This window comes from Kluyvera georgiana ATCC 51603, assembly GCF_001654985.1.
GTDB classification, from domain to species: Bacteria; Pseudomonadota; Gammaproteobacteria; order Enterobacterales; family Enterobacteriaceae; genus Kluyvera; species Kluyvera georgiana.
The window spans coordinates 1-19,959 of the sequence record NZ_LXEU01000049.1; the positions used below are offsets into that span (position 1 = coordinate 1).

The following is a 19,959-nucleotide window of genomic DNA, read 5'->3' on the forward strand; positions in this document are numbered from 1 at the left end:
TGGAGGGGTGATAGTTCTGAAGATATTAAAAAACAGGAATAATCATAAAGATGGCTATATCTAATATTTATTCAAAAAGACAAAAAAAACTTCGCGGTGAAATAAATGACGTTTATTCCTATGATGAAATACCAATTAAGCTAAGAGTGCAAATAGTACATATTATTAATGACACTATCGGCGGTTGTACTAGCTTCGTATACATGAATAGATATGGTTACAATAATAATCATCAGGATGAAGTATACCGACAAATTTGCACTACTCTGCGAAGAGAGTACGGTGAGTTTCAGTTGCACGCAAACTCAAATTCATTTTATGACGAAATATATGATTGTTTTCTCAATACAAGAAGCGTTGAAAAATGCCTTGATATCATAGAGTTAACATTTTCATACATAAATGAATATGTTCGTGAACACAGCCGTTCTTTCAAAGGGAATCCCGACGAGGCCATATCTGATTTGAATGAAAGATTAAAAGAGAATGGCGTCGGTTATCAATTCGAACAGAATGAAATCATTAGGGTTGATTCTACATTTATCCATTCAGAAGTAGTTAGGCCTACATTAAAAATACTAAGTGGCACTGATGAGTATGAAGGTGCTCTGGGTGAGTTTATGTCGGCCCATGAACACTATAGACATGGTAAATATAAAGAAAGTCTTAATGATAGTTTGAAATCATTCGAAAGTTTAATGAAGGCCATTCATGACAAAAATAATTGGGAATATAACTCTTATGACACTGCATCTAAACTGATTAATAGTTGTCTTAAAAATAATTTAATTCCTTCATATTTGCAGAGTCAATTTACAAGCCTAAAAACGATGTTGGAAACAGGTATCCCTACAATAAGGAACAAAAATTCCGGTCATGGCCAGGGTGCAGAAGTAACCGTAGTTGATGAAGAGTTAGTTTCTTACATGTTGCATTTAACAGCAACAAACTTACTATTTTTGGCTAAATGTGAGCAAAAAATATAATGATGGTTCGCATAATGACGTTATGCTAAAGAGGCCGCTGCGGGAGAGATTTTCGCAGCGGCCTTTTCAACATAACGCGTATGACATTATGCGCACCAACATAGAATCAGGCAGAATCCGGAGATTTGTAGACGTCATTGGCCTGGTCATAGATGGCCACGTTTGTGCGCATAACGATTGAAATGTCTTGCGGCCTTCACTGGGATTATCGGGCTCTCTGATAATTTATCTGATGGACCACATTCAAATGAAACGATTGATACTGACTCTGGCTACATGCCTTTCTTTTCCTGTTTCCGCGCTTGCTGACAATATCGTTTGTCACGATGGCTGGAGCATTGAGCGACACGTAACCGGAAGTGCTGATAGTGGTTTTCTGAGTTACGTAAAAGATGCAGGTATCATTAAACTATTCCATCGTGGCAAGCTGATTTCCGAAAAACGCATTCAGGACATTCAGCAATCTGTATATCAGACCGGTGGAGCCCCGCTTGTTAACTACGAGTTTGATGTTGATAAAAACAGTTTCTATATCCTTGCTCTGGATATGAGCACTCAGGGTGTATCAGGCGGTGAGCCGGATATCAAACTTTGGGGTACTGATGTAATGGGAATTGATTGCATTTTACAGGGAGGTGCTGAATGAAAAACTCAATCACCCTTCCCTTATTGATATCAATCTCCAGTCTGATGTTTGCAAGTCAGGCAATGGCAATAACTTCATCACAGATGCAGATGAGAATCAGTGCTACCTGTGATTCATATGCGAACTTTGCCAGAATCGCTGATTCAGATGTTATTTATGGTGCATGTATCACTGGGGCAAAAGACTCCATGCAGCGCCGTAATTCCACCTGCGAGAAGAAAATAAAGAAATTTAATGAACAAGCGGAAACTCTAATTGGAATGAAGCGAGCTGAGTATATTGAGGTTGCACAAGCGTATCGTACTGGCTGCAATATTGGAAAGCGAAACTAGACAGGGATAACATAAATGAACACATCTTTTTTGACAAAGTATCTTTCAAAGTTATCACTCATCATAAATCTCGTGTTGACTGTGATGCTGTGGTTCTGGTGTATCGGAACCAGCAATCCCGACTTCTTTAACTTAATGCAAGCTTATACTTTTCTCCCCGCCGATACGATAAAGGTCGCAACAACCATTATCTTTGTCATATGGGTAATCAGAAGCATAACAGCATATGAAGCGAAGGTTATCCAGTTTACTCAAGCTGACCTTTTAAAACAAATTCTTTCAGAGCTCAAATCCTCAGAAAGAAGAAATAAAATGAATGAAATTGATAAAGCAAAAGATAGAAAAGTGAACTTCGATGATGTCGATATTTAAATAACCCCCCCCCATAACTAATGAGAGCCTTCAATAATATGGAGGCTCTTTTCATTTTGTGATTTATCTTTTGTCAGCTCAAGCCGTAATGTTTATTTTGGTTTATTCTTTGTAAACTCAAGCCGTATGGCTCTCCTGCGGAGGGCTTAATACTGGAACAATATTGAGAGAGATTAAGATAAGATTCAGGGGTAAGGATAAGTACAGAAAACCGATTAAGATAAAAGAGTAATAATAGATATATAAAGAGATTAACCCCGGTTGGCGATTTGGCGATGGTAGCATGGATATTTTAATCTGTATATAAATTATATTTATTTTTTTATTTCCCCACCCTATCGGGTGAATATGGAGCAGCCCTACACCTGAATGCCATCCATGTAACGCCTCGTGGGCCACTTCAGCAACACAGGTAATGCAAAGGCATAGGTGATGACAGTGTCGCCCCAGAGCTGCACACAGAGAGCCTGCGGTCACTATATGTTCACACCTAATTTAACTGTATAAATAGACAGCGGTTCAGTTGCCTGACATTTCACACCTCTCCCGTCAATGCCCCCTTTTTATCCCCTGTTTATCGTGCATACATCACTCTCAGGACGCATTAACCCGCCATATAAGCCATTTACATGTGTCATTCTGGTGGCATCACACAGGGCTTCTGATGGGCTGTAACCGTATCTGTCACAATGCATCGCCTGAAATTTTGTTATTATTTATTTTTTTGAATGTATTCTTTATTTTAATCCTGACCTCTGGCAGTTGCGCTGGCCTGACAGAAGTTAAAGGGAAAAAGCAGGACCCGCCCCGATTCTTTTTCTCCCTTTCATTCGTCACTCAGGACATGTCAGATGACTTACTTTCGTAATAAAAAATATCACCAGAACTACAGCCATAACACGTTATTTCCCGGAGCTGTATTTGATACAAGGCATAATGGTAAATGCACCGTTCTTGGTCGCTCAGAAGATAAAACAAGACGTGGCTATTATGTTGTACAATTCAAAGACAGTGGCATAGTTAAGGAAGCCTATGGCACACATATTAAATCAGGCTCAGTCTCGGATGATGCATTCCCGTCCTCAGAAGAAGAACGCATAACGCTACTGATGAAGCCCCGTTATTATAACGTGGGATATATCGGAAACGGAAAACATTCCACAATTGAGAACACCAGAAGCCACCAGAGAACAAGGAAATTCATTCTCTGGCATAACATGCTGGCAAGGTGCTACATGACGGTTAAAGGGAAGCAGTATTTTAAAGGTTATAAAGGTGTGGAGGTTTGTGAAAGATGGCATAACTTCCAGAACTTCTGCAATGACCTCCCTGCACTTCATGGTTATGCCCTGTGGAAAAATAATCCCGGAGAATATGAACTGGATAAGGACTACTCACATCGACGAATTTACTCTCCCGATACTGTTTCATTTATCAGCACATCTGATAATGCACATGAAGCCAGATTAAGGACATCTGCAATGAGGATTCCCGGTGAGAGATATCATGAAATAAATAAAATGCGGGAAGAATTACTACAGGAGGCTGAAGATGTAATAAAGGAAAGCGGAATAAAATATGATGTTGTTCTTCATGGCAATATGCAGGTGATTGTTGCTGAAACCCCTTACGGAACGGTGGCATTCTACCCACTGACGCATAAAATCCAGCGAAATGGTTATATGACTGAAGGTGATGCTTTGGTCTATGTTCGCTACCTCCGCTGGCTCAGGTGTCAGTGGGAAAGCAGAAATCCTTTCATAGACTGCATTGCTGCAATCTCATGAAGATGCTATAAAATACACGTCAAATTAATGATTTACTATCATCTGATAGTCCCGGGATGAAGGCTAAATGCCCGCACTTCGTGCAGTCATTTAACATGTTCAATACATTATGCGCACCAATGTAATTCCAGGAGGAAAACCAGCTTTCAACGACGATGATTGTGCTGGTTGTTGCCCCGAACAAAATCCCCCTCAAATGCCGTTAACATCACGAAACCAGAACCCACGCTCGACATTGTGATTGTTGTGGGCCTCCCCGACGGATAAATTAGCGATATGCACCCAATCGGTATCTTCAGGAGAATGTATGTCCCCAGATTTATCCGGTCTGAACGTTATGTTCGTTGCAGGTTTTGGTCCTGTTACCCGCGACACCCATGCTAGCAAATCATTTTATATTGATGCGCTTAACCTGCCGCTGAAAGCTATGGATGGCAATAGTGATTATTTTACTCCGCTGTGTTGTTCCAGTTGCTGTACGGCCCTGGTGACGGCGGGACGATGAATTTGCAGGTTGACCGAAAAACCATTCGCCGTGAACCTGATCCCCACTCCGGAGAATGATATCTGGACGCCGGGAATTCTACAGGTGATCAAAGAAGAAGCGGTAAAAGCCGTGGTTTACACCGGCTACAGCGACGGCGCGATTATTCCCGCACTGTTCGACGAACTGAAAGCCGCCGGCATCGTCATTATTTATCGCGATATCAACCCGACGCCCGCGAATAGCCGCGCAGCGGAACGAGCAGGAGCCGATATGATTGTTGCCACCGGTTTTGATGAAGGTGGCACCCTACCCGGTACCGCGCTGGGCGCCGAAGGGATTTTACCGCCTTCAGCGGCCGAGGTGCGAAGAATAAGCGCCGTATCCAGACCGGGCGTTAGCGTGAGCACCAGTGCGGCAAGCGAAAAAGCAAGAAGGGAGTCTGCAACAGACATTTTCGACCTCCGAAAGCAAGGATACTATTGCAGGTTTTACTTTTTGGCAACATTTTTGGCCCGACGAGAATGCCGGGCCAGAGAGGGATCAGGCGAACTTGAGATAGCCTTTTCGCCCTCGATTTGCACCGGGTAAATCGTCATCCCTCGGTCAATGGGCTGCACATTGCGTTGCCGGTTTTGATACAGAAGCGCCCTTGATGGAGCGGGCACTCAATTTCACCGTTCTCCAGAAAACCGTCACTCAGGCGTGCATTGCCATGTGAACAGCGGTTATCGCTGGCAAAAATGCCCTCATCGGTACGATTCAGCGCAATATCGCGACCATTGAGGTCCACGCCAATTAACGCTTCGGGCTAGCCATTCGTCCGTGGCCCTATGAGTTGCTCCATATCCAGATTAACCTGTTCTGGCCCAGCCACGTCCATCAGGATGCCGCCAACGCCTGGCTACGTCGTTGTTTTATGAGATTGTTTACCGAGTAACGCAATGCAGTGAGTCGCTTTCCGGAACCAGCATGATCATTTTTAACGCCCGGTTACTTGCCAGCTGCCAACTCAGTTGGCGATAGGTGATGTCACCTTTTACGGCATGGTGAAAAACGCGCTCGCCCCCTTCCCGCACGATCACCTGCTGCTGAGACCAGAATTCGCGAAAATCACGGCTGTTGTCGCTCATTTGTTGCACAAACGCGTTGAGGGTACTGTCATTCGGATAATGGATCGCATCCGACCGGAGTTCTGCGACAATGCGTCGCGCACGCGCCTCCCAGTTATCAACCAGCGTTCGCGCCAGCGGATTCTGGAACATAAAGGTCATCATGTTAGGCGCAGACTCAACGTCCAGCCAGCCGGTAAAGAGCGCCTCAGCCTCGTTATTCCATGCCAGCACCTGCCAGGTAAGATCCAGCAGATAGCAAGGTTCCGAGACGTGATGCACGGTGGACAGAATTGTCTGTTCTACCGCAGGTACCTGTTCGCTGAGCGGATCGCTCTTATGCGCCAACAAAAAGAGATATTCACGCTCTGCGGGTTTGAGCTGCAGCGCCATGGCAATACCAGAGAGCGTTTGCGCGGAAACGGTGATATCACGTCCCTGCTCCAGCCAGGTGTACCAGGTGGTACTGATACCGCTCATTTGTGCAACCTCTTCACGCCGTAGCCCCTTCGTTCTACGGCGAGAAAGCACGGGAATGCCCAGCATTTCCGGTGAGGTGCTTTCTCGCTTCACGCGTAAAAATGTACCCAGCGCCTCTGGCCCTGTCAGCCCGGTTTTGTCCATGGTAGTAACTCGATATACCAGTATAAGTACCAATATTGTACCCGTATTAGTCGCGGCGTATAGTCCGTTCTAACAAGAACATAACAACAGAGGAAGACGGGTATGAACAACCATCATGAAGCATTGGTGAAGTCACAGTTTGGCGGTCAGGCGACAGCCTATTTACAGAGCAATGTCCACGCCCAGGGGGCCGATTTACGTCGCCTGAGCGAATGGTTATCCGAAGATGGCGAGGCCACGGTACTGGATGTCGGCTGTGGCGCCGGGCACGCCAGTTTTACCGCCGCGACACAGGTAGCGCAGGTGACGGCGTACGATCTGTCTGAAGGGATGCTGGAGGTGGTTGCCGAGGAGGCGGAAAAACGTGGGCTGCACAACATTACCTGCGCGCAAGGCCCGGCAGAAATTCTGCCGTTTGGTGATAACAGTTTTGATGTCGTTATCAGCCGCTATTCCGCCCACCACTGGCACGATATGCAGGCGGCATTGATGGAGATTCGCCGCGTCCTGAAACCGGGTGGCCGCTTTATCATGATGGACATTGCATCACCGGGAAAAGCGATTCTGGATGTTTGGCTGCAAACCATTGAAATGCTGCGCGACCCATCGCACATTCGCAACTACTCACAAGGTGAATGGCTGGCGATGGTCAATAACCGGGGAATGGTCGTCGATAAACTGGTGGGCGATAGGCTGCACCTGGAGTTCTCTTCCTGGGTTGCGCGGATGAAAACGCCGGACAACATCATTGAGGCCATTCGTTACCTGCAAGAAAAAGTCTCTCATGAGGTACGCGAGCATTTCGCTATTGCCGCTGATGGCAGCTTCACCTCAGACACCATTATGTTCCAGGCACGATAAATGTGCTGGTTGTCGTCAGAATTGGCGGCAACCTCTTTTCTTACTCTCCTGATGACGCCGTTTGATTTCGCTTAAAGGTGACACTGTCACCAATAAAGTCATCAAATAAAACTGAAATTGTCGAACTTTTAGTCCGTCACCCGCTTTTTTGTGCCCTTTCTATCGATTTGTCACCATCATATTAAGCGTTGCTCTATAATCTTGCGCGCTGCACCCGCCGCTGGGTCTGGAGTGAAGATAACGGAGTTAAGTCAGATGTTACCAGGCAAGAAAAATCGTTCCCTGTATATCCCCTATGCGGGGCCGGTTCTGTTGGAATTTCCGCTGCTGAATAAAGGCAGCGCGTTCAGTATGGAAGAACGCAGCAACTTCAACCTGCTGGGGCTCCTGCCCGAGGTTGTCGAAAGTATTGAAGAGCAGGCCGAGCGCGCCTGGATTCAATACCAGGGTTTCAAAACTGAAATCGATAAGCATATCTACCTACGCAACATTCAGGATACCAACGAAACGCTGTTCTACCGCCTGGTTGAAAACCATCTCGATGAGATGATGCCGGTTATCTACACGCCAACTGTCGGTGCGGCCTGCGAACGCTTCTCTGAGATTTATCGTCGTGCGCGCGGCGTTTTCATCTCTTATCAGAATCGTCACAACATGGACGATATCCTGCAAAATGTGCCGAACCATAACATCAAAGTGATTGTGGTTACCGACGGAGAACGTATTCTCGGTCTGGGCGATCAGGGGATCGGCGGCATGGGGATTCCTATCGGTAAACTTTCGCTGTACACCGCCTGCGGCGGCATCAGCCCGGCTTACACCCTTCCGGTGGTACTGGACGTCGGCACCAATAATCAACAGTTGTTGAACGACCCGCTGTATATGGGCTGTCGTAATCCGCGTATCAGCGACGAAGAGTACTACCAGTTTGTTGATGATTTTATCCAGGCCGTGAAACAGCGCTGGCCGAACGTGCTGTTGCAGTTCGAAGATTTCGCGCAGAAAAACGCGATGCCGCTGTTGAACCGCTATCGCAATGAAATCTGCTGCTTTAACGACGATATTCAGGGCACCGCGGCAGTCACCGTCGGCACGTTGATTGCGGCAAGCCGCGCGGCGGGTAGCCAGCTTAACGAGCAGAAAATCGTCTTCCTGGGGGCGGGTTCTGCGGGCTGCGGCATCGCCGAGCAGATCATTTCGCAGATGCAGCGTGAAGGTCTGAGTGAAGAACAGGCTCGCAGCCGTGTGTTTATGGTCGACCGTTTCGGTCTGCTGACCGACCAGATGCCTAACCTGCTGCCGTTCCAGAGTAAACTGGTGCAAAAGCAGGAAAAAATTCACGACTGGCAGCATGATAATGAGCAGATTTCACTGCTCGATGTGGTGCGTAACGTGAAGCCGGATATCCTGATTGGCGTATCCGGGCAAACGGGCCTGTTCACGGAAGAGATTATTCGTGAAATGCACAAACACTGCCCGCGTCCGATTGTGATGCCATTGTCGAACCCAACCTCACGTGTAGAAGCCACGCCGCAGGATATCATCAGTTGGACCGATGGCCAGGCGCTGGTTGCCACCGGCAGTCCGTTTGCGCCGGTGACCTGGAAAGATAAGGTATACCCGATCGCCCAGTGTAATAACTCCTATATCTTCCCGGGGATTGGTCTGGGCGTGATCGCTTCTGGCGCTTCGCGTATCACCGATGAAATGCTGATGTCGGCGAGCGAAACCCTGGCAAAACACTCTCCGCTTGCCAACCACGGCGAAGGGCTGGTGCTTCCGGAGCTGAAGGATATTCACATCGTCTCGCGTGCCATCGCCTTTGCGGTGGGTAAGATGGCGCAGCAACAGGGTGTCGCGACGAATACCTCTGCTGACGCGCTGCAAGAAGCGATTGATGAGAACTTCTGGCTGCCGGAATATCGCAGCTATCGTCGTACCTCAATTTAACCTGTCCTATAGCCCGGCTGAACAAGCGTGACGCCGGGTTTTCCTTATTCTTCTGCTTGAAAATGCATGATATGCACGATGCTGATTGTGTGTTACCTTAAACGTAGCATATGTATGTTGTAACTAATACCTTTGGTGGTAAAGAGATTACACACCCGCTACACTGCATTTACCGAATCACCTGACATCATGAAGAAGGAGGATAATTATGCTGTACTGTGAAATTTTCAATGTTTCACATACATTTGGTGATCGCACCAGCTCAAGCGTTATCGGTATCGTGCTGCGATAACTTCTGCTTGAGCGAAGACACCAACCTTTAAACCCTTCCCTCGGGCTTATCAAGTTATCGTCAGCGTTGTATGACGAGGCATTCTCATGCCTGTAACACTTGAGTAAGCAAATGAGCACATTACTAACTGCACAATCTCTTCACGTTGAGACGGCATTCGGCCCTCTTTTCAACGCACTCTCCTTCACCCTGAAGAAAGGCGATCGTATCGGTCTGATTGGCTATAATGGTTGCGGGAAAAGTACCTTATTACAGGTACTTGACGGAACCATTACCCCTTCGTCCGGTAGCGTGTCCATCGCTAACCATTGTCTGATGGCGCGAGTCGAACAGCATCTTCCTGATGACCTGCTAGCGCAATCGCTCATACAGGCGGTATTGGCGCAGCTGCCTCTCACCGCACATGAAAGCCAACGCTGGCAGGCTGAACGGCTGCTGATGGAGATGGGGTTTCACGCTGATGAGCTGGAACAGGCTGCTGCCACCTTAAGCGGCGGACAGCATACGCGCCTACTGCTGGCACGCGCGTTGATTCTTAATCCCGATCTGTTGCTGTTGGATGAGCCGGGTAACCACCTCGACCTGCCAACGCTGCTTTGGCTTGAAACGTTCCTGAATAACTGGAACGGCAGCTTTGTGCTGGTTTCACATGATAATCCGCTACTGGATGCCGTGACCAATACCAGTTGGATACTGCGTGATAACACCCTGCACGCGTTCTCTCTCCCCTGCACCGCCGCGCGTCAGGCGCTGGCCGAACAGGATGAGAGCGATGCGTTACGGCATAAAGCGGAACAAAAAGAGATCGACCGCGTCACCGCCAGCGCCAAACGGCTGGCAATCTGGGGACAGGTTTATGACAACGAAGATCTCTCCCGTAAGGCCAAACAGATGGAGAGGCAGGTTGCCCGCTTGAAAGCAGCGCAAACCGACCTGACCGCCGGCACGCCATGGCAACTGGAACTCCATGGCGATGCGGTACGAGCCGATCGACTGCTGGAAATGGAGCACCTTGCCGTCCCCCCTGCGCCTGGACTTGCGCCGCTGTTTACCACCGGCATCGCCCGGCTGCAAAGCGGTGACCGCGTGGCCATTATGGGGCGCAACGGCGGTGGTAAATCTTCGCTACTGCGCCTCCTTTGGCGGCAAATGCAGCAGGAAGCGCCAGACGTCGGGCTTAAGCTGCATCCGCGTCTGCATCCTGGCTATTACGATCAGACGTTACACCAGTTAGCCGATAACGCCACGCTGCTGGAAGCGCTGGAAATGTTCGAGCCATCGGGTGAAACCCGCAAACGCGCGCTGATTTCAGCCGGTTTCGGCTGGACGCGTCACGGTCAAAAAGTCAGTACGCTGAGCGGCGGCGAACGTTCGCGCCTGCTGTTTGTCGGCCTGTCCCTTGCCCGCTATAGCCTGCTGTTGCTGGATGAACCCACCAACCATCTGGATATTGATGGTAAAACGGCGCTGGCGGAAACGCTCTGCAACTACCCTGGAGGCCTGCTGCTGGTCAGCCACGACCGCCAGCTTATCAGCCAAAGCTGTAACCGCTTCTGGCTGATTGATGAGTGTGGCTTGAGCGAATGGCCGGACGCCGATGCGGTCTATGAGCAATTACGCCAGCGTACCCGTTCAGAAACGCCGGAGGCGGCAACGGTTTCATCCCCTGTAACTACGCCGGAAGGCGATGACCTGCTTGAGCGCTTAATTACGCTCGAACAGCGGTTAGCGGAGGATCTGGCACGCAAGCCGAAACATCAGAAGCCGCTGATGCAGCAGCGTTGGCGAGAGGAGATTGACTTAATCAATAATCAGCTGAGCTAAACGGTACCCCGGCCGCGCGTTGCGACGCCGGGGTTTTCCTTTTCAGGGCACGTTAGCGCGACAATTTATTGCGGGTTTTTCTGCTGCCACGCATCCCAAGCTTGCTTAATTTCCTGCTTCGCGGCGGCAGCATCGTTAAATCCGCTCAGCTCCACCTTTTTGCGCCCTTCCGGCAGCTGTTTGTAGACGCGGAAAAAGGCCTGCAACCGCTCCTGCTCGACTTTGGGCAGATCGCTGATGTTTTTAATATCGTCATAAGTCGGGTCAATTTTGCTGGCGGGAACGGCAATGATTTTGTCATCTTTCTCACCGCCGTCGATCATCTTCAGCACGCCAATCGCGCGTAGCTTAATCAGCGTACCCGGTGCCATTGGCGCGCGGGTATAAAACACCACATCCAGCGGGTCGCCATCCCCCGCCAGCGATTGGGTCAGCGAACCGTAGTTAGCCGGATAAGCCACCGGCATCGACTGGAAGCGATCGGCGATCAGAAAGCCGGTTTTGGCGTCGGTTTCATATTTGATAATTCCTCCTGCCGGAATCTCAGTCACCGCATAAAACTCCTCCGGGTTGTTCTCGGGCTGCGGAAACTCGAGGATATTTTGCGCCTGAGCGGCAGCGGAAAGAAACAGGCTTGCGGCAAGGATAGTTTTGACCAGATGCATTGGGTGTTCACTCTATTGTTATAGGGAAAGTAAAAGTCACACCGTAGAGTTTGCGAGTGAACAAAGGATGAACGTTTGATGACAATACGGTTAACCTATAATGCTATCAATATGAAAACCCACCAGATTCTTCTCCCTGAGCGCCTTGCGTTTTACGCCCCTATGGCTAATCATTAATGAGTATTATTTTCGAATACAAAATAACCAGGAGTAGGATATGAAGGCTGCAGTTGTCACTCATGACCATCAGGTAAATGTCACCGATAAAAAGCTGCGTCCGTTGCAGCACGGTGAAGCACTGCTTTCCATGGAATGCTGTGGGGTCTGTCACACCGATCTGCACGTAAAAAACGGCGATTTCGGTGACAAGACCGGGGTGATCCTCGGCCATGAAGGGATTGGCATTGTTAAAGAGATTGGTCCAGGTGTGACCTCCCTGAAAGTGGGTGACCGCGCGAGCGTGGCACGTCTTTAATGCCAAAGTCATCGCGCTGGACGTTAACGATGAACAGCTGAAGCTGGCCGCTGAAATGGGCGCGGATCTGACCATCAACTCCCGCAGCGAAGACGCGGCGAAAATCGTACAGGAAAAAACCGGTGGCGCCCATGCCGCCGTGGTCACCGCAGTGGCGAAAGCCGCATTTAACTCTGCGGTTGACGCGGTTCGCGCTGGTGGCCGCGTGGTAGCAGTCGGCCTGCCGCCGGAGTCCATGAGCCTCGATATCCCGCGCCTGGTGCTGGACGGCATTGAAGTCGTTGGCTCGCTGGTTGGCACCCGTCAGGATCTGACCGAAGCCTTCCAGTTCGCCGCCGAAGGAAAAGTGGTACCGAAAGTCGCGCTGCGTCCGTTAACCGACATTAACGCGATCTTTAAAGAGATGGAACAGGGCCAGATCCGTGGCCGTATGGTGATTGATTTACGCCATTAATGTTCACAGCCTCTCCCTGATGGGAGAGGCTTATTCAGACAAGCGCCCTGCGCCGCTGATAACGCGCGTAAAGCAACAACGACGACATCGCGAGAAATGACAGTGCCGCCGCCGGCAATGCAACGCTGTTCCAGCCGAAATTCAGGGTAATCATCAGCCCGCCGAAAAACGCGCCAATCGCGCTACCCAGATTAAAAGCAATTTGCCCACCAGCTGCTCCCAGCATTTCTCCGCCCTTCGCATTTTGCAGCAGCAATATTTGCAGCGGCGCGGAAAGCGCAAACAGCCCGGCGCAACAGATAAAGGCCAGCGTCAGCGACGCAAATTTAATGCCGCCCAACGCGAAGATCATCAGCAGTGCCACCACGATAACGAAATCGGTGGTAGCCGCAATGCGTAGCGGGCTATAGCGCCCGGAAAGCTTACCGCTCAGGATGTTGCCCAGCACCATGCCAAGGCCCACCAGCATCATGATGAACATCATCGCCCCCTCAGAGAATCCTGAGACGTTCATCATAAACGGCTTGATGTAGCTGAACCACGCAAATACCCCGGCGTTGCCAAACATTGTGGCGGCGAAAATAAGCCACGGCGCAGGGCTTTTGAGAAAATGAAACTGCTCGCGTAAACGTGCATCAGACTTATCAAATAGCGTTGGCACCCAGGTGATTATCGCCAGCAGCACCGCCACGTCAAACAGAGCAATGGCCAGGAAGGTATAACGCCAGCTGAATTGATGCCCCAGCCAGGTACCAGCCGGTACGCCAACCAGATTCGCCACCGTCATCCCGGCAATCATCCCCGCCACCGCCGCGGTTACCCTTCCGGGGGGCGCGATTTTTGACAGAATAATGGCCCCTACGCCAAAGAAAGCCCCGTGCGGAAACCCCGACACCAGTCGCCCGAAAGCCAGCATCACATAGCTGGAGGAGAAGGTAAAAATGACGTTGCCGGCAATACAGAGCGCCGCTAACAGCAACATAATGGACTTGAGGGAAAAGCGCGTAGAAAACAACGCGATGATCGGCGCGCCAATGACCACCCCAAAGGCGTACCACGAGATCATATTCCCCGCGACCGGAATTGAGAGCCCCACGTCGTGCGCCAGCTCGGGCAGCACGCCCATAATGCCAAATTCGGCCATTCCCAGGCCAAACGTGCCCAGCGCCAGCGCGAAGATTGTTTTTTTCATCCCTCTAATCACTTGTTTATGTTGAGTTTGCGGGTCGGCATTATCGACCATTCGCAGAATGCAAACCAGACAAAAACGCGTGACGGCAAGTTTATCCATAAAAACAGCGTGAATAACGCATATTTATCGCGAGCAAAAAAAAGCGGCCTGACACTCCCATTCGGAAACATCAGACCGCTCTTTATCACTTCGATGACGCGTTGTTACTTCAGCCCTTCCTGACTCTCTCTCTTCGCTTCTTCGCGTTCAACCTCGCGATACCAGCGCGGATGGTGCTTCTGCGCCCAGCGACGGCTCACCTTACCTTCAATCATCCCCTTAATTGATCCTTTAACCCAGAAGGCCATATACATATGGATAAGGATCGCGTGGATCAGAATGATGGCCGACGTCGCGTGAATCAGCAGCGCGTAGCGCACAACCTGAATCGGGAAATACGGCGCAAAGTAAGGACGCCAGATAATGACCCCGGTCACCAGCAGCACAAAAATCATGCTCATGATGCTCCAGAACATCATCTTCTGCCCGGCGTTATATTTGCCAACCTTCGCGACCTTATGCTCATTGCCTTTCAGAACTTCGACAATCCCCAACACCCACGGAATATCCTGTTTATCCGGGATGTTATGGTGCACAAAGCGGACGAACATAAACATCAGCACCACGAAAATCAGCACGCCGAAGAACGGATGCAGAATGCGCCCCATCTGCGGAGTGCCGAAGGTTTCAGTCAGCCATTGCAGCGTCGGGAAGAAAAACGAAATCCCCGAGACCGCCACCAGGAAGAAACAGATAACCACCGTCCAGTGACAGGCGCGATCGACAAACTTCGTGCGCACAATCATTTTCGACTTACTCATGGCCATCCTCCTCTTCGTCATCATCCACTTCTTTGTTCGGACCAATACCAATGTAGTGATAGATAAGCCCGGCAAAGGTGGCGATAAAGCCAGCCGCTGACAGCGGTTTCAACGCGCCTTTCCACAGATTAATACTGGTATCAATCGCCGGATCCTTCGGCAGCTTGTGATACAGCTCCGGTTGATCCGCGTGATGCAACACGTACATCACGTGCGTCCCGCCCACGCCTTCCGGGTTATAGATGCCGGCATTCGGGTAGCCACGTTTCTTCAGCTTATCCACGCGCTCCTGCGCCACATCCAGCATCTCTTTCCTGGTACCGAAATGGATCGCGCCGGTCGGACAGGTTTTCACGCAGGCGGGCTCCATGCCGACGCTAACGCGGTCCACGCACAGCGTGCATTTATAGACGCGGTTATCCTCTTTATTGAGGCGCGGAATATTAAACGGGCACCCGGCAATGCAATAACCGCAGCCGATACAGTTGTCCTGCTGGAAGTCGACGATCCCATTAGCATACTGAATAATCGCCCCGGCGGACGGGCATGCCTTCAGGCAGCCCGGATCCTCGCAGTGCATACAGCCGTCTTTACGAATCAGCCATTCCAGCTTGCCGCTCTGCTCGGTTTCGCTAAAACGCATTACCGTCCAGGACTTGGCGCTCAGATCCGCCGGATTATCGTAAACCCCCACGCAGTGCCCCACCTCGTCGCGAATGTCATTCCACTCGGAGCAGGCCACCTGGCAAGCTTTACAGCCCACGCAGGAAGAGACATCAATCAGCTTGGCCACTTCCTGTTTGTAATCCCGCGCGCGCGGCGCGGGAGTGATCGGGTTGGTCGCCGAGCGTTTAATAATGTCTTGTGTTTCCATCGCCATTTAAACGCTCCTTACGCTTTCTCGATGTTAACCAGGAACGCCTTGTATTCCGGCGTCTGCGAGTTGGAATCGCCCACGTTTGGCGTCAGGGTATTGGCGATATAACCTTTGCGCGCCACGCCTTCATAGCCCCAGTGCAGCGGGATACCAATGGTTTCCACCTGCTGACCATTGACGTTCAGCGTCTGCAGGCGGCGAGTGACCACCGCGACGGCGCGAATAAAACCACGCTGGCTGCTGACGGTCACACGATCGCCGTTGGCAATCCCTTTGGCTTTCGCCAGTCCTTCGCTGATTTCCACAAACTGCTCCGGTTGGGCAATGGCGTTCAGGCGCGCATGCTTGGTCCAGGTATGGAAATGCTCGGTCAGACGATAGGTGGTCCCCACGTACGGGAACTTGTCTTTCCTCCCAAGACGCACGGCATCTTCTTCGTACAGACGAACCACCGGGCTTGAGATGACGTTCGGGTGCAGCGGGTTGGTACCCAGCGGCGTTTCCATCGGCTCGTAGTGTTCCGGGAACGGACCTTCCGCCAGCTTATCGAGCGCAAACAGACGGCCCAGACCTTCCTGCTGCATGATAAACGGATTGGTTTTGCTTCCCGGCGGCGCGGTATTAAAGTCCGGAATATCGTTACCCGCCCATTTCGTGCCATTCCACTGGATCAGCATGCGTTTCGGATCCCACGGTTTGCCGTTAACATCCGCCGAGGCGCGGTTATACAGCACGCGACGGTTCAGCGGCCACGCCCAGGCCCACCCCAGCGTATTGCCCAGACCAGACGGATCGGCGTTATCGCGGTTGGCCATCTGGTTGCCCTGCTCGGTCCAGCTACCGGTATAGATCCAGCAGGAGGACGAGGTTGTACCGTCATCACGCAGCAGCGCAAAGCTGTTGAGCAGTTGGCCTTTTTTCGCTACCAGCATGCCGTTCGCGTCGTAGAGATCCGCCAGCGCATAGCCGTTGTTCTCTTTCGCCACCTCTTCAGATTCCGGATGATCCGGCTGCTTGTAGTTCCAGCCCATTTTCAGCAGCGGCTCAACGCCTTTACCGCCTTCGTTGCGATACATCTCGCGCAGACGATGGTAAATACCGGCCAGAATCTCGCCGTCATTCCGTGCTTCACCCGGCGCTTCCTGACCTTTCCAGTGCCACTGCAGCCAGCGGCCCGAGTTGGCAATAGAACCGTCTTCTTCGGCGAAACAGGTCGACGGCAGGCGGAACACTTCCGTCTGAATTGTTGATGGGTCTACATCGTTCGATTCGCCGTGGTTCTGCCAGAAGGTGGAGGTTTCAGTCACTAACGGGTCGATCACCACCATGTACTTCAGCTTGCTTAAGCTGCGCACGACTTTGTTTTTATCCGGGAAGGATGCAACCGGGTTAAAGCCCTGGCAGATATAGCCGGTGACTTTGCCGTTATCCATCATGTTGAAGTATTTGATAACGTCATAGGCCTGGTCCCATTTCGGCAGCCAGTTAAAGCCCCAGTCGTTATCTTTCGTCGCCGCATCGCCATAGAACGACTTCATCAGGCTGACGAAGAACTTCGGATAGTTGCTCCAGTAGTTCACCTGGTCTGGCAGCAACGCCTTCGGCGTATTCGCGGCCAGATAGCTTTGCAGGTCCGCCTGCTTCTCCGACGGCAGCGTCAGATAGCCAGTCAGGCTGGTCGACAGCAGACCCAAGTCGGTTAAGCCCTGAATGTTGGAGTGACCGCGCAGCGCGTTCACGCCGCCTCCCGCCATCCCCATATTGCCGAGCAGCAGCTGGATCATCGCCATGGTGCGGATGTTCTGCGCCCCAACGGTGTGCTGCGTCCAGCCCAGCGCGTACAGGAAGGTGGTCGTGCGATCGGCCGCGCTGGTCGAGGCCAGCACTTCACACACTTTCAGGAAATCGGCTTTCGGCGTCCCGCAGATGTTCTCCACCACGTCCGGCGTATAGCGGGAAACGTGCTGTTTCAGCAGATTCCAGACGCAGCGCGGGTCGGTCAGGGTTTCATCACGTTTGGCGTAGCCGTTCTCATCCAGCTGGTAGTGCCAGGAGGATTTATCGTACTGGCGTTTTTCGGCATCGTAGCCGCTGAACAGGCCGTCATCGAAAGTAAAGTCTTCCCGCACCAGCAGACTGGCGTTGGTATAGTGCTTCACGTATTCGGCGTTGATCTTATTTTTTTCGATCAGATACAGCAGCACGCCCGACAGGAAGGTAATGTCGGTACCGGAACGAATCGGCGCGTAGATATCGGCCACCGACGCTGTACGCGTAAAGCGCGGATCGACGACGATAAGCGTGGCATCGTTATTGTTCTTCGCTTCCATCGCCCAGCGGAATCCCACCGGATGGGCTTCCGCGGCGTTACCGCCCATCACCATCACGACGTTAGCGTTTTTGATATCAACCCAGTGGTTGGTCATCGCACCGCGACCAAATGTTGGAGCAAGACTTGCTACCGTTGGTCCGTGTCAGACGCGCGCCTGGTTGTCTACCGCCAGCATGCCGAGCGAGCGCACAAATTTTTGCGTCAGCATACCGGTTTCATTACTGGCCGCCGAAGCGCACAGCATCCCCGTGGACAGCCAGCGGTTAACCGTCACGCCCTGCTCATTCTTCTCAATAAAGTTGGCGTCGCGGTCGGCCTTCATCAGTTTTGCGATGCGATCGAAGGCTTCATTCCACGAAATACGCTGCCATTTATCTGAGCCAGGTGCGCGGTATTGCGGATAACGCAGGCGGTTTTCACTGTGTACATAGTCCAGCAGCCCCGCGCCTTTCGGGCACAGCGCGCCACGACTGACCGGATGATCCGGGTCACCTTCAATGTGGTAAATCGATTCCCGGGTATTTTTAGCCCCATCGCCCAGGCTATACATTAAAAGCCCACAACCCACGGAGCAGTATGTGCAGGTATTACGAACTTCTTTGGCGCGCAGCAATTTGAAATTACGCGCCTGAGCCAGCGCCATTTTAGGAGCAAACCCTAATGCCGCTGCCGTCGTCCCGGCCATACCGCCCGCGCAGATTTTAAAAAACTTTCTGCGGCTGACGTCCATTGTTTTCCTCATTGTATGGATGTACTTCGCCGGAAAAACTAACAGCAATACCCTTGATTTATTTGCGTCAAATCAATGTCGAAAACCGATCCCCCCTTAATAGTCAGGGGCGGCGAATTTTATTAATCCTTTAGGGTTAATGGTTATGGAAAAATATCCCAGCAGGCCGTGAAAAAATGCTATAACCGCAGACTTCGTTTGTAAAAGCATCAGGTCAGAGATGGATAAGAAAAGAGCGACGCTCATCGGCCTCACCGCCATTGTATTATGGAGCACCATGGTGGGGTTAATTCGCGGCGTCAGCGAAGGGCTTGGGCCGGTTGGCGGCGCGGCGATGATCTACAGTCTGAGCGGCATTCTGCTGATCTTTACCGTGGGTTTTCCCCAACTGCGTCAGATGCCTGGCCGTTATCTGTTGGCGGGAAGCGTGCTATTCGTGAGCTATGAAATCTGTCTGGCGCTGTCTTTAGGCTATGCGGGCACCCGCCAGCAGGCCATTGAGGTGGGGATGGTCAATTATCTGTGGCCAAGCCTGACCATTCTCTTTGCCATTGTGTTTAACGGTCAAAAAAGCAGTTGGCTGGTTATCCCCGGCTTACTCCTTGCGCTATTAGGCGTCACCTGGGTATTAGGTGGCGAGCATGGGCTGGATCTTCACCAAATAACACGTAACGTCATTTCCAGCCCTTTAAGCTATATTCTGGCGTTTGTTGGCGCCTTTATCTGGGCGGCCTACTGCACGGTGACCGCCAAATATGCCAAAGGCAAAAACGGTATCACTCTGTTCGTTTTATTAACCGCGTTGAGTCTGTGGGTGAAATTTCTGCTGAGCGAGCAGCCACCGATGGTATTTAGCGGGCCGGTGGTTATCAAGATGGTGCTGTGCGCATTGTCTTTAGGTTTAGCCTATGCGGCCTGGAACGTGGGTATTCTCCACGGTAACGTCAGTCTGCTGGCTGCCGCGTCGTACTTCACGCCCGTGCTCTCCTCGGCTCTGGCGGCCGTGCTGCTCAGCGCGGCGCTATCATGGTCATTCTGGCAAGGAGCGGCGATGGTTTGCATCGGCTCCCTGCTGTGCTGGCAGGCAACCCGGCGGTGACCCCC

Annotated in this window: 16 protein-coding genes and 4 pseudogenes; 12 read left to right on the forward strand and 8 right to left on the reverse strand. The window is 51.2% G+C overall.

The window, feature by feature from the left end; genetic code table 11:
• Nucleotides 1-50: 50 nt before the first annotated feature.
• The 7 genes and pseudogenes from M989_RS11770 to M989_RS11800 all read left to right on the forward strand — a co-directional run.
• Nucleotides 51-986 (forward strand): STM4504/CBY_0614 family protein, encoded by a 936-nt coding sequence (locus M989_RS11770; RefSeq protein WP_064545477.1) that lies wholly within the window; start codon nt 51-53, stop codon nt 984-986.
• 247 nt (nt 987-1,233) lie between these two features.
• Nucleotides 1,234-1,632 (forward strand): hypothetical protein, encoded by a 399-nt coding sequence (locus M989_RS11775; protein ID WP_064545903.1) that lies wholly within the window; start codon nt 1,234-1,236, stop codon nt 1,630-1,632.
• A complete protein-coding gene (locus tag M989_RS11780) occupies nt 1,629-1,964 on the forward strand; it encodes a hypothetical protein (protein WP_064545479.1) in 336 nt (111 codons plus the stop codon). The genes M989_RS11775 and M989_RS11780 overlap by 4 nt, the downstream gene beginning before the upstream one ends.
• Nucleotides 1,965-1,979: 15 nt before the next feature.
• A complete protein-coding gene (locus M989_RS11785; protein ID WP_064545481.1) occupies nt 1,980-2,336 on the forward strand; it encodes a hypothetical protein in 357 nt (118 codons plus the stop codon).
• Nucleotides 2,337-3,187: 851 nt separating this feature from the next.
• The gene (locus M989_RS11790; protein WP_064545483.1) at nt 3,188-4,123 is read left to right on the forward strand and encodes an ATP-grasp domain-containing protein; all 936 of its coding nucleotides are present in this window, start codon (nt 3,188-3,190) and stop codon (nt 4,121-4,123) included.
• Between the two features lie 307 nt (nt 4,124-4,430).
• Nucleotides 4,431-4,571: pseudogene (locus tag M989_RS11795) on the forward strand (glyoxalase); the annotation flags it as partial.
• Between the two features lie 63 nt (nt 4,572-4,634).
• Nucleotides 4,635-4,950: pseudogene (locus M989_RS11800) on the forward strand (beta/alpha barrel domain-containing protein); the annotation flags it as partial.
• On the opposite strand, the pseudogene M989_RS24605 reads toward M989_RS11800, so the two are convergent.
• The 3 genes and pseudogenes from M989_RS24605 to M989_RS11810 form a co-directional block, all read right to left on the reverse strand.
• Nucleotides 4,949-5,062: pseudogene (locus M989_RS24605) on the reverse strand (LysE family translocator); the annotation flags it as partial. The pseudogenes M989_RS11800 and M989_RS24605 sit on opposite strands and share 2 nt — an antisense overlap.
• A 140-nt stretch (nt 5,063-5,202) precedes the next feature.
• A complete protein-coding gene (locus M989_RS26255; RefSeq protein WP_245191254.1) occupies nt 5,203-5,400 on the reverse strand; it encodes a Rieske 2Fe-2S domain-containing protein in 198 nt (65 codons plus the stop codon).
• A 136-nt stretch (nt 5,401-5,536) separates the two neighbouring features.
• On the reverse strand, nt 5,537-6,343 hold the full coding sequence (locus tag M989_RS11810) for a helix-turn-helix transcriptional regulator (RefSeq protein ID WP_064545489.1): 807 nt from the start codon (nt 6,341-6,343) through the stop codon (nt 5,537-5,539).
• A 102-nt stretch (nt 6,344-6,445) separates the two neighbouring features.
• On the opposite strand from M989_RS11810, the gene M989_RS11815 reads away from it, so the two are divergent.
• The 3 genes from M989_RS11815 to M989_RS11825 all read left to right on the forward strand — a co-directional run bounded on the left by M989_RS11815 (nt 6,446) and on the right by M989_RS11825 (nt 11,270).
• On the forward strand, nt 6,446-7,204 hold the full coding sequence (locus M989_RS11815; RefSeq protein WP_064545491.1) for a class I SAM-dependent methyltransferase: 759 nt from the start codon (nt 6,446-6,448) through the stop codon (nt 7,202-7,204).
• Between the two features lie 255 nt (nt 7,205-7,459).
• Nucleotides 7,460-9,154, forward strand: a complete 1,695-nt coding sequence (locus tag M989_RS11820) for an NAD-dependent malic enzyme (RefSeq protein ID WP_064545492.1) — start codon at nt 7,460-7,462, stop codon at nt 9,152-9,154.
• 403 nt (nt 9,155-9,557) lie between these two features.
• Nucleotides 9,558-11,270, forward strand: coding sequence for an ABC-F family ATP-binding cassette domain-containing protein (locus tag M989_RS11825; RefSeq protein ID WP_064545494.1), 1,713 nt, complete (start codon nt 9,558-9,560; stop codon nt 11,268-11,270).
• Nucleotides 11,271-11,335: 65 nt separating this feature from the next.
• Here M989_RS11825 and M989_RS11830 read toward each other — a convergent pair whose 3' ends face one another.
• A complete protein-coding gene (locus tag M989_RS11830) occupies nt 11,336-11,935 on the reverse strand; it encodes an inorganic diphosphatase (RefSeq protein ID WP_064545496.1) in 600 nt (199 codons plus the stop codon).
• Between the two features lie 217 nt (nt 11,936-12,152).
• Between M989_RS11830 and M989_RS11835 the strand changes: the two are divergent.
• Nucleotides 12,153-12,864 (forward strand): annotated as a pseudogene (locus M989_RS11835) (zinc-binding dehydrogenase).
• 34 nt (nt 12,865-12,898) lie between these two features.
• On the opposite strand, the gene araJ reads toward M989_RS11835, so the two are convergent.
• From araJ to fdnG, 4 genes are all read right to left on the reverse strand, one after another.
• Nucleotides 12,899-14,056 (reverse strand): MFS transporter AraJ, encoded by a 1,158-nt coding sequence (gene araJ, locus M989_RS11840; protein ID WP_064545905.1) that lies wholly within the window; start codon nt 14,054-14,056, stop codon nt 12,899-12,901.
• A 203-nt stretch (nt 14,057-14,259) separates the two neighbouring features.
• Nucleotides 14,260-14,916, reverse strand: coding sequence for a formate dehydrogenase-N subunit gamma (gene fdnI, locus M989_RS11845; protein WP_064545498.1), 657 nt, complete (start codon nt 14,914-14,916; stop codon nt 14,260-14,262).
• Nucleotides 14,909-15,796: a formate dehydrogenase subunit beta gene (gene fdxH, locus M989_RS11850; protein WP_064545500.1), complete on the reverse strand. Its 888-nt coding sequence runs from the start codon at nt 15,794-15,796 to the stop codon at nt 14,909-14,911. Before fdxH ends, fdnI begins: the two co-directional genes overlap by 8 nt.
• A gap of 11 nt (nt 15,797-15,807) precedes the next feature.
• The gene (fdnG, locus tag M989_RS11855) at nt 15,808-18,855 is read right to left on the reverse strand and encodes a formate dehydrogenase-N subunit alpha (RefSeq protein WP_157093545.1); all 3,048 of its coding nucleotides are present in this window, start codon (nt 18,853-18,855) and stop codon (nt 15,808-15,810) included.
• Nucleotides 18,856-19,075: 220 nt separating this feature from the next.
• On the opposite strand from fdnG, the gene yddG reads away from it, so the two are divergent.
• Entirely contained in the window at nt 19,076-19,954 is an 879-nt protein-coding gene (gene yddG / locus M989_RS11870) for an aromatic amino acid DMT transporter YddG (protein WP_064545508.1), read from the forward strand.
• Nucleotides 19,955-19,959: the final 5 nt, after the last annotated feature.

Coding starts and splice junctions, on each gene's coding strand:
- M989_RS11770 (WP_064545477.1), top strand. CDS start 51: ATGGCTATATCTAATATTTATTCAAAAAGACAAAAAAAACTTCGCGGT.
- M989_RS11775 (WP_064545903.1), top strand. CDS start 1,234: ATGAAACGATTGATACTGACTCTGGCTACATGCCTTTCTTTTCCTGTT.
- M989_RS11780 (WP_064545479.1), top strand. CDS start 1,629: ATGAAAAACTCAATCACCCTTCCCTTATTGATATCAATCTCCAGTCTG.
- M989_RS11785 (WP_064545481.1), top strand. CDS start 1,980: ATGAACACATCTTTTTTGACAAAGTATCTTTCAAAGTTATCACTCATC.
- M989_RS11790 (WP_064545483.1), top strand. CDS start 3,188: ATGACTTACTTTCGTAATAAAAAATATCACCAGAACTACAGCCATAAC.
- M989_RS11810 (WP_064545489.1), bottom strand. CDS start 6,343: ATGGACAAAACCGGGCTGACAGGGCCAGAGGCGCTGGGTACATTTTTA.
- M989_RS11815 (WP_064545491.1), top strand. CDS start 6,446: ATGAACAACCATCATGAAGCATTGGTGAAGTCACAGTTTGGCGGTCAG.
- M989_RS11820 (WP_064545492.1), top strand. CDS start 7,460: ATGTTACCAGGCAAGAAAAATCGTTCCCTGTATATCCCCTATGCGGGG.
- M989_RS11825 (WP_064545494.1), top strand. CDS start 9,558: ATGAGCACATTACTAACTGCACAATCTCTTCACGTTGAGACGGCATTC.
- M989_RS11830 (WP_064545496.1), bottom strand. CDS start 11,935: ATGCATCTGGTCAAAACTATCCTTGCCGCAAGCCTGTTTCTTTCCGCT.
- araJ (WP_064545905.1), bottom strand. CDS start 14,056: ATGAAAAAAACAATCTTCGCGCTGGCGCTGGGCACGTTTGGCCTGGGA.
- fdnI (WP_064545498.1), bottom strand. CDS start 14,916: ATGAGTAAGTCGAAAATGATTGTGCGCACGAAGTTTGTCGATCGCGCC.
- fdxH (WP_064545500.1), bottom strand. CDS start 15,796: ATGGCGATGGAAACACAAGACATTATTAAACGCTCGGCGACCAACCCG.
- yddG (WP_064545508.1), top strand. CDS start 19,076: ATGGATAAGAAAAGAGCGACGCTCATCGGCCTCACCGCCATTGTATTA.